Annotated in this window: 8 protein-coding genes; 7 read left to right on the top strand and 1 reads right to left on the bottom strand. The window is 58.1% G+C overall.

Annotation, left to right across the window (positions count from 1 at the left end; all coding sequences use genetic code 11):
* Window positions 1-94: 94 nt before the first annotated feature.
* Window positions 95-829, top strand: coding sequence for a hypothetical protein (locus ACF8AM_RS21915; RefSeq protein ID WP_392557702.1), 735 nt, complete (start codon window positions 95-97; stop codon window positions 827-829).
* A 71-nt stretch (window positions 830-900) separates the two neighbouring features.
* On the opposite strand, the gene ACF8AM_RS21920 is transcribed toward ACF8AM_RS21915, so the two are convergent.
* The gene (locus ACF8AM_RS21920; protein ID WP_392557703.1) at window positions 901-2898 is read right to left on the bottom strand and encodes a hypothetical protein; all 1998 of its coding nucleotides are present in this window, start codon (window positions 2896-2898) and stop codon (window positions 901-903) included.
* A 590-nt stretch (window positions 2899-3488) separates the two neighbouring features.
* On the opposite strand from ACF8AM_RS21920, the gene groL (ACF8AM_RS21925) reads away from it, so the two are divergent.
* From groL (ACF8AM_RS21925) to ACF8AM_RS21950, 6 genes are all read left to right on the top strand, one after another.
* On the top strand, window positions 3489-5207 hold the full coding sequence (groL, locus tag ACF8AM_RS21925) for a chaperonin GroEL (protein WP_392557704.1): 1719 nt from the start codon (window positions 3489-3491) through the stop codon (window positions 5205-5207).
* Window positions 5208-5285: 78 nt separating this feature from the next.
* A complete protein-coding gene (groES, locus tag ACF8AM_RS21930; protein ID WP_007330007.1) occupies window positions 5286-5591 on the top strand; it encodes a co-chaperone GroES in 306 nt (101 codons plus the stop codon).
* 45 nt (window positions 5592-5636) lie between these two features.
* Window positions 5637-7259 (top strand): chaperonin GroEL, encoded by a 1623-nt coding sequence (gene groL, locus ACF8AM_RS21935; protein ID WP_392557705.1) that lies wholly within the window; start codon window positions 5637-5639, stop codon window positions 7257-7259.
* 207 nt (window positions 7260-7466) lie between these two features.
* Window positions 7467-8645 (top strand): molecular chaperone DnaJ, encoded by a 1179-nt coding sequence (dnaJ, locus tag ACF8AM_RS21940; protein WP_392557706.1) that lies wholly within the window; start codon window positions 7467-7469, stop codon window positions 8643-8645.
* Complete coding sequence (gene grpE, locus ACF8AM_RS21945) at window positions 8642-9244, top strand: nucleotide exchange factor GrpE (RefSeq protein WP_392557707.1); 603 nt, start codon at window positions 8642-8644, stop codon at window positions 9242-9244. The genes dnaJ and grpE overlap by 4 nt, the downstream gene beginning before the upstream one ends.
* 90 nt (window positions 9245-9334) lie before the next feature.
* Window positions 9335-9572, top strand: a 238-nt coding sequence (locus ACF8AM_RS21950; RefSeq protein WP_392557708.1) for an FmdB family zinc ribbon protein, incomplete at its 3' end; no start/stop codon positions are given.

The raw sequence follows: 9572 nt of genomic DNA on the forward strand, positions 1-9572 counted from the left end.
GGGAAAGTTAGTCCAACCAGGCAAAACAGGTCTCTCGTCTGGCGAGTCAAGTTCGCTAGACTAGCGGCGAACCTGGCTCAAACACGGAGGATCAATGATGGCAAAATCAGAACAACAAAAGCAAAAGAAGCTAGCCAAACAGAAAGCCAAAGAGCAACGCAAGAAGAAACAACTCGCTCGCCAGCAGCAGATGATGGCGTCGATGGCAGGCAAAATGCGAGCCGCCGCCACTGGAACGATCAAGGACTGCATGATCAGCCCCGAACTGCTGACCCCCAACCCAACCACTCCCGCGATTGGGCACGTGATGCTTTCGCGAACCGCCCCCGGCAGCCAAATCGCCACGGCGTTCTTCCTGGTGGACCTGGGCTGCATGGGCGTTAAAGACGTGGCCGGGAACTACCGCACCCTGACCGAATACAGCGACGTGATCACGGACATGCAGTCGCGTCAGATGCTGCAACCTTGCGAGCCCGAGTTTGCTCGCGGGGTGGTGGAAGCTGCGATCGCGTATGCCGAATCATGCGGCCTGCAACCGCACCCCGACTACAGCAAGTACGCGCCACTTTGGCACCACATCGAACCCGCCTCGGTGGGAGACACCATTTCCTTTGGCATGAACGGGAAACCGACCTACATCGCGGGCCCGTACGATGACATGGGCCGACAAACGCAAATCTACAACCGCATGTGCGAGACCCTCGGCGAAGGCAACTTCGAATTCGCAATGGCCACGGCAGGCGGTCAGAACTTCGATGACTTCGAACTGGATGAAGAGATCGAGCTCGATGAAGAAAGCTCGGTGGTGAGATTGGATTCGCCAGAGTGAATCCCACAGCGAATCACGCAATCGTCATTCGCACAGCAAACAGAGCCATCGACTGATCGCTTGCGAGACGATCAGCGATTCAGCGCGTGCCAACCCGACTCGGTGTGCTGAGTGGTTTTCGGCTTGGCGACTGGCTTCGGCTGCACGGGCTGCACCCCTTGTGGAGCCGCCTTGATGGGAGCCAAAGCGGGACGTCGATTTTGCACGCGATTCGGGCGTTCTTGAACGGGCTGCCGAACAGGCAGGTAGTCGCTAGCTGGTTGGGACAAGGCCGAAGTTTCTGGCATGGTTGGCCGACGTTCGGTCAACGATGCTTCACGCACCTTGTATCCCCATTGAACCGGACCTTCATCTTCATTCGAAGGAACCATTCGCGATTGAGCCTGCTCGTAGGTTCCACGACTGGTGCTTGGCGGAGGAGGCAGAGCAGGCAACAAGTCAGGAGCCTGCAATTGGCCAGCATCTGAACCGGCAGGTGGAGCCAACCACGGGACGGAACGGACGGGCGAAGTGCTTGGCCGAGCCGCGGGTGCAGCGGCGGCAGCCGAACCGTCGTCAAACGCGTGACGATAGCCTTCCGGTGCCGGAATCGGCCTCACTCGCGGATCCGCCGACGGACTGGCGGTCGTGTTGCCGGCGGTCAAACGCCGCAGGTCCTCGCGATCCCTCAAAACCTCTTGCCGGCTTCGACTCAGGTAGTCGTCCAGCGAATTCGGCGAACCTTCTTCGCTGCTGTCCTGCTCTTCTGGCTCACTTTGGTACCGATAGCTGTCGTAGGTATCGCTCGGATCATTGCTTTCCGAGTCAGCCGAATCGTAGGCAGAATCATTCGACTGAGCTGGTGGTTCGATATTGAAACGGTACTGCGAAGCGGGCGGTTGATCCGAAGGTGAAGCCGGCGTCCCGGAAGGCACCTCGCTCGCGTCGGGCGATCCAGTCAACGGCGAAAGCGTTTGCTGTTGAGGATTGAATGGCTGCAAATCGGAAGGCGACGAAACAGGCGGCGCGAGCGGTTGAAGGTCTCCGGTCTGGGCCACTCCCCCGTATCCACTGGGATCAATCGTGCTTGGGATCGACGAAGCGGAAGGCCCACCGCTCCAACTTGGCTGGGCCGCGTAGGAACCAGCCGGTGCCGACGAAGTGGGTGGCAACGCGGAGTAAGGCGAAGCGCCGTAGGGACTGACAACCGGCGCCACGGAGGTCGCCATGCCACACGAATCGACCGTGGTCATGCACGGGTCCATCGTGGTGGGAGCAACCATGGTGGGCTGGGCTGCCAGACCTTGGAACGTTGTGTACGGCGTTCGCTGCAACTGCTGCACCGTCGATTCACAGGCTCGCTGAACCGTGACCGTGGTTCCGGTGACCGGGTCCACCGTCGTGGCAGGCCGATAGTAAGTGATTGGCGCCGTGTAATACGAACTGCGATAACCGGTGCCCAGCAACGAGTTGAAGAACCGCGACAATCCACTTCGGATCGGTGTCGGATACGTTTTCGCAGGTGGGTAACTCGTGGCAGGTCGATAGGCGGTGACAGGCTGGACACCTGTGGGGCTGGCCGCGTAACTGCTGTTCGGATAAACGTTGCCCGTTCCCATGATGGCACTGCCGGTGGAAACCGCACCGCGGTACCCGGACGCGACAGGTGAACTCACAGTAGGCAACCCGGTGTAAACCGATGGGTTGTCCAACGGAACCGCTCCATAAGCGGGACGCTGCAACGAATAGGCCTGCGACGGCGTGTAATTGCTGGTCGTATTGAGCGGCAACACCGTGGTACTGGGCGGAGTTGTCATCAGCGGTGTGTAACCCGCCGTGTAGCCAGGGTAGTTGGCCGAATAACCCGGCGGAGGCGCAATCGCCGGCGTTCCCACCGCGGGCCCCGGCATGGTCGTGATCGTCGTCACCGGCGCACCAGCGACCGGTGCGTATCCAGCGACGTAAGCGGGTTGCTTGCCATACAGCCAATCGGTCAAGCAGCACGCATTGGCAGCGGGCGCGGCAAACGAGCCCACGAACTGGCTCAGGACAGCAAACGACAGGACATATCGGCGATGACACCAACGCATCAGCACAACCAATCAGGTTTGGATCATATCGGGAAGAACAAACTGCCCGACGCAATTCAGATGCCGGATTCAGCTCGTACTCAACTTTTCGAAAACCACGCAACGACGCGCAGTTGCCGCAAGTGAAGGTTTCGAAAGCCCAAAGGTCAATGATTCTTGAGGAGCAGTTTTGTGCTTGGCAAGCATTTCCGGCCGCTGGTTGCCGGTCGAAACGATTGCAACGGTTGGGAAAGATCCTGGCCGGACACATGGTGGTTTCGCGACCTTTCCAGCCCCTCCTGCCACGTTGGCAACCGCAGGACGGCAAACGGAGCCGCCGACACCAACCCGCCAAACCCCTGGCAAACGCAAACCGTTCCCTAACAACCACTTACAACAAAACCAAAACGCTCGGTACGGCGATTGCTACCTGCGAGCCCCAACGAACGCATTCGTGCCCGAATGGCCGAATCGCTTTCGTTCGACCCGAACACATTCCCCGTCTCTTTCCCTCTTGGCATCGAATCCGTGGCCGCCTGAACTCGCATCTTCGCGAGTCACTCCACAACAGCGTGCCTCACGGATCCAAACCACCTCAGGAGAACTACATCGTGGCAAAGCAGATCGTTTTCGACGATGACGCACGCGGCCCATTGCTTGCCGGCGTCAGCAAGCTGGCCCGTGCTGTCCGCAGCACACTTGGCCCTCGCGGCCGCAACGCCGTTTTGGACAAAGGATGGGGCTCGCCCAAAGTCACCAAGGACGGCGTGACCGTTGCCGAGGACATCGAACTGGACGATCCGTTCGAAAACCTCGGTGCTCAACTGGTCAAAGAAGCGGCCAGCAAGACCAACGACGTTGCAGGTGACGGCACCACCACCGCTACCGTGCTCAGCGAAGCCATCTTCCGCGAAGGCCTGAAAATGGTCGCGACCGGAGCCGACCCCATGGCACTGTCGCGCGGCATCCAAAAAGCCGTCGACACCGCGACCGCTCAAATCGCCAAAATGGCGACCCCGATCAACGAAAAGAGCAAGAGCGACATCAAACACGTCGCCACGATCGCCGGCAACAACGACCCACAAATCGGTGACGTCCTCGCAGACGCCTTCACCAAGGTCGGCAAAAACGGCGTGATCACCGTTGAAGAAGGCCGCAGCAACGAGACTTACGGCGACGTTGTCGAAGGCATGCAGTTCGATCGCGGGTTCCTGTCGCCTCACTTCGTCACCAACCAAGACGAAGTCACGGTCGAACTGGATGACTGCTACATCCTGTTGTTCGAAGAAAAGATCAGCAACAACAAGAAGATGATCCCGTTGCTGGAAGCCATCAGCAAAGCCAAGAAGCCATTGCTGATCATCGCCGAAGACACCGAAGGCGAAGCTCTCGCCACTTTGGTCGTCAACAAGATGCGTGGCATCCTGTCGGCTTGTGCCGTGAAGGCTCCTGGTTACGGCGATCGCCGCAAAGCCATCCTGGGCGACATCGCTGCCCTGACTGGCGGCAAAGCGATCTTCAAAGACCTCGGCATCGACCTGGAAAGCGTCAAGGTTTCTGACCTCGGTCGCGCCAAACAAGTTCGCATCACCAGCGAAGCGACCACCATCGTCGGTGGTGCTGGCAAGAAAGCTGACATCGAAGGCCGTGTCGCTCAAATCCGTCGCGAAATCGAAGCGACCGACAGCGACTACGATCGCGAAAAACTGCAAGAGCGTTTGGCGAAACTCGCCGGCGGTGTGGCTCAAATCAACGTTGGTGCCGCAACCGAAACCGAGATGAAGGAACGCAAAGCCCTCATCGACGACGCTCGTGCCGCGACCCAAGCTGCACTCGAAGAAGGCATCGTCCCCGGTGGCGGAACCGCATTGCTGCGTTGCCGCGCTGCTGTTGAAAAACTGGAAAAAGCGACCGAAGGCGATCAAAAACTCGGCGTGCGAATCATCCGCAACGTGCTCGACCAGCCAATGCGGGCAATCGCCAACAACGCTGGCCTCGACGGAGCCGTGGTCGTCAACCGCGTGCTTCAAATGAAGGGCAAAACAGAAGGCTACGACGCCAACGCGGACAAGTACTGCGACCTCGTCGCAGGCGGCATCGTCGACCCTGCCAAAGTGGTTCGCACCTCGCTGACCAACGCCTCTTCGGTCGCCGCTTTGCTGTTGACCACCGAATCTTTGGTCACCGAAATCCCCGTCGAAGAAGAACCAGCCGGTGGCGATCACCACCACGATCACGGCATGGGTGGCGGAATGCCAGACATGGGCGGCATGGGAATGGGTGGCATGGGCGGAATGGGAGGCATGGGTGGCATGGGCGGCATGATGTAAACCGCTGCCCGCGACCCTCTTTCAATCCTTTTCCCACCCCCAGATCAAACTCAACTTTCAACTCACAGGAATCAACTCATGGCCACTGCTAAAAAAATCAACCTGCGTCCTCTCGATGACCGCGTCGTGGTTCAACCCAGCGAAGCCGAAGAAACGACCGCTGGCGGCATCGTGCTCCCCGACTCGGCAAAAGAAAAGCCACAACGTGGCACCGTCGTCGCTGTTGGACCTGGCAAATTGCTCGATAGCGGCAACCGCGGTGAACTCAGCGTTTCGGTCGGCGACGTCGTGATCTACGGCAAGTACGGCGGAAGCGAAATCGAAGTCGACGGACACGAAATGAAGATTCTTCGCGAAAGCGACATTTTGGCCAAGATCGGCTGATCCGGTTCGTTCTTTCACCCCAAAACATCTACGAGGAATTCAGTCGTGGCAAAACAATTGCTTTTTGACGATCACGCTCGGGCCCGCATGTTGGCCGGCGTGGACAAACTGGCCAAGGCCGTCGCAACGACGATGGGTCCTACCGGCCGGAATGTGATCATCGATAAATCCTTCGGCGGTCCTACCGTGACCAAAGACGGCGTGACCGTTGCCAAGGAAATTGAACTCGAAGACCGCTTCGAGAACATGGGTGCAAAACTGGTCATCGAAGTCGCTCAAAAGACCAGCGACTTGGCCGGCGACGGAACCACCACCGCAACCGTGCTCGCTCGTGCCATCTTCAAAGAAGGTCTGCGAAACATCGTTGCCGGCAGCAACCCAACCGCGATTCGTCGCGGGATCGAAAAGGCTGTCGATGCCGCTTGCGGTCAACTGGTTGAAATGGGACGTCCCGTCAACGGGAAACAAGAAGTCGCTCACGTCGGTGCGATCTCGGCCAACAACGACAACGTGATCGGCGAATTGCTCGCTGACGCTTTGGAACGAGTCGGCAAAGATGGCGTCATCACCGTCGAAGAAGGCAAGAGCCGCAACACCGAAGTCGAATACGTCGACGGGATGCAGTTCGACAAAGGCTACGTCTCGCCTTACTTCATCACCGATTCCAGCACGATGGAAGCGAGCCTCGACGACGCGCTTGTGTTGCTGTACGAAAAGAAGGTCAGCAACATTCGCGACCTCGTGCCATTGCTCGAGAAGACCGCTCAAACCGGTCAACCTCTGCTGATCATCGCCGAAGACGTCGACGCGGAAGCATTGACGTTGCTGGTGGTCAACAAACTGCGTGGCACGCTCAACGTGTGTGCCGTCAAAGCTCCTGGCTTTGGCGATCGCCGCAAAGCCATGTTGGGCGACATCGCAACTCTGACCGGCGGAACGCTGATCAGCGAAGACCTCGGCATGCAGCTCGAGAACGTCACCTTGGAACACCTCGGTCGCGCAAAGAAAGTCTCCGTCGACAAGTCGAACACGACCATCGTCGAAGGCGCCGGCAAACGCGAAGACATCGACAAGCGTGTCGCTCAAATCCGCGCTCAAATCGAGCAAACGGACAGCGATTACGACAAGGAAAAGTTCCAAGAGCGTTTGGCCAAACTGGCCGGCGGTGTGGCTGTCATCAGCGTCGGTGCCGAAACCGAAGCTGAAATGAAGCAAACCAAGGCTCGCTTGGAAGACGCTTTGCACGCGACTCGTGCTGCAGTCGAAGAAGGCATTCTGCCCGGTGGCGGTGTGGCTTTGGTTCACTGCCGCGAGGCCGTGGAAGCAGCCAAGAAAAAAGCCAAGGGCGACGAAAAAATCGGCGTCGACATTGTCTTGGGTGCCTTGGACGCTCCCATGCGTCAAATCGCCGACAACGGCGGCATCGACGGCAGCGTCGTGGTCGACGAAGTCCTGCAGAAGAACAACCCAGCCATCGGTTTCAACGCTCACACGGGCGAATACACCGACATGGTCAAAGCCGGTGTCATCGACCCTGTCAAAGTGGTTCGCACCGCATTGACCAATGCCGCCAGCATCGCAGGCTTGTTGCTCACGACCGAAGCCTTGGTCACGAACTTCGAGCAAGAAGACAAAGACAAACGTCCTGTCGAAGGCATGATTAGCTAATCGCCTTTCCAAATTCGCCAGTGCCGAAAGGCTGAATCTCAGATTCAGCCGGTGGCACAGCAATTTACAAATGGGCCGTTCGCCTTCGGTGAGCGGCCCCTTTTCATGACCCTCCCAGCGTCGCGTTCATCACGTCCAAACTGGACAGACCAATGATCCGGCGCCGAGGCGATCACCGACTACGAACACTTTTCTGTGTGATTTTCCATGGCCACCAAAACCTGCTACTACGAAGTGCTGAAGGTCGAACGAACGGCCACGAAGCAGCAGGTCGATCGCGCGTATCGTAAACTTGCTATCAAGTACCATCCCGATAGCAATCCAGACGACGAATCCGCGACGGCGAAATTCAAAGAAGCAACCGAAGCCTACGAAGTCCTCAGTGACGCCAATAAACGAGCCCGTTACGACCAATACGGTCACGCAGGTGTCGAAGGTGCCACACAACAATACGGCGACGTCGAAGACATCTTCGAAGCGTTTGGCGACTTGTTCGGTGGCGGCTTCGGTGACTTCTTTGGCGGAGGCTCCCGTCGCGGCGGCGGTGGACGACGACGCGTTCGACGCGGTGCCGATGTCCGCTGTGACGTCACGTTAACGCTGGAAGAAGCCGCTCGCGGATGCCACAAGGACATTGTCTTCCGACGCCGTGTTTCTTGCGACACCTGCGACGGTAGCGGTGCCGCCGCGGGCAGCGAACCGGTCACCTGCACCATGTGCGGCGGACAAGGACAAGTCATCCAATCAGCGGGCATCCTGCGCGTCCAAACAACTTGCCCGACCTGCAAAGGTGCCGGCAAACAAATCGGCGAACCCTGCGGCAAATGCCGTGGCACGGGAACGCAAAACGAAAAAGCCGAGATGAACGTCGAGATCCCAGCCGGGGTCGACGACGGCATGCGAGTCCGCCTGCAAGGCGAAGGCGAACCCAGCCCCGATGGTGGCCCCAACGGCGATTGCTACTGCTTCATCTCCGTCAAAGAACACGACCTGTTCAAACGCGAAGGCCAGCATCTGATCTTGCAGATGCCAATCTCATATGCCCAAGCCGCTCTTGGTGCCGAGATCAACGTGCCGACACTCGACGGACCACACGAATTGACCGTGCCCGCCGGAACCCAAACCGGGCACGTCTTCACCATTCGCGGCCAAGGCATCGTCGACCCTCGCAGCGGACGCACCGGAGACCTGCTGGTGCAGGTCTTCATCGAAGTCCCCAAAAAGCTCGACGACAAACAACAAAAACTGCTTCGCGAACTGGCTGAACTCGATCACGATTCGGTGCTTCCCGAACGCACCTCGTTTCTCGACAAACTTCGTCACTTTTTTGACCCCGAACCGGAAGAAGCCAACAGCGGCTCGTCCGACACGGAGAAAGACTCATGAACGAACAACCCAACGAAGAACTTCAATCCGAAGACGAAGCAGTGGACTCGCAAGCCAACGCCTCGCTCGAAAATGAATCCGCGGCCAACGACGAAGCATTCGCAGAAGCAGGCGAGGAAACTCGCGATGAAGAAATGACGCGACTGCGAGGCGAAGTGGAAGAAGCGAACAAGCGTGTCCTGCAAGCTCAGGCTGAAGCGGAAAACTTTCGCAAACGCCTCCGCCGTGACACCGAAACTCAACTGAAGTTCGCTGGCATGCCACTGGTCACCGACATCCTTCAAGTCCGCGACAACCTGCTGCGAGCCATCGATGCAGCCAACGCAGCCGGCGACGGTGAATCCGCCGCTGGATTGACCGAAGGCGTATCAATGGTCAGCAAGCAACTTGACGACGTGCTGGCCAAACACGCGATAAAAGAAATCCCCGCTGAAGGCGAACTGTTCGACCCAAACTTCCACGAAGCCATTTCGCAGATGCCTCACCCCGAGATCGCTTCGGGCATGGTCGCTCACGTCGCCACACCTGGATTCCAAATGCACGACCGAGTTGTGCGCCCAGCTCAAGTTGTCGTCAGCACCGGCGACGGCTCGGCATGATTCGCAGCGAGAGTCGTCAAGACTTTCGAAAATCAAAGACTCGTTCCCGACGCCATTCCTCCCTCTCCCTTTTTCTTTCAATCCTTTCCTATGCCGACTTACGATTATTTGTGTGAAGCTTGTGGTCACGAGTTGGAAGTGTTCCAAGGCATCAACGACGAAGTGCTGAAGAAGTGCCCGGAATGCAAAAAGAACAAACTGCAACGCCAGTTTGGGACTGGCGCAGCAATTGTTTTCAAAGGCAGCGGCTTCTACCAAACCGACTACCGCAGCGAGAGCTACAAAAAGGGCCAGAGCGCCGACAAACCGAAGGCGGAACCCAAGAGCG

Origin of the sequence: Rhodopirellula sp. JB055 (assembly GCF_043100905.1) — a bacterium.
Lineage (GTDB): Bacteria > Planctomycetota > Planctomycetia > Pirellulales > Pirellulaceae > Rhodopirellula.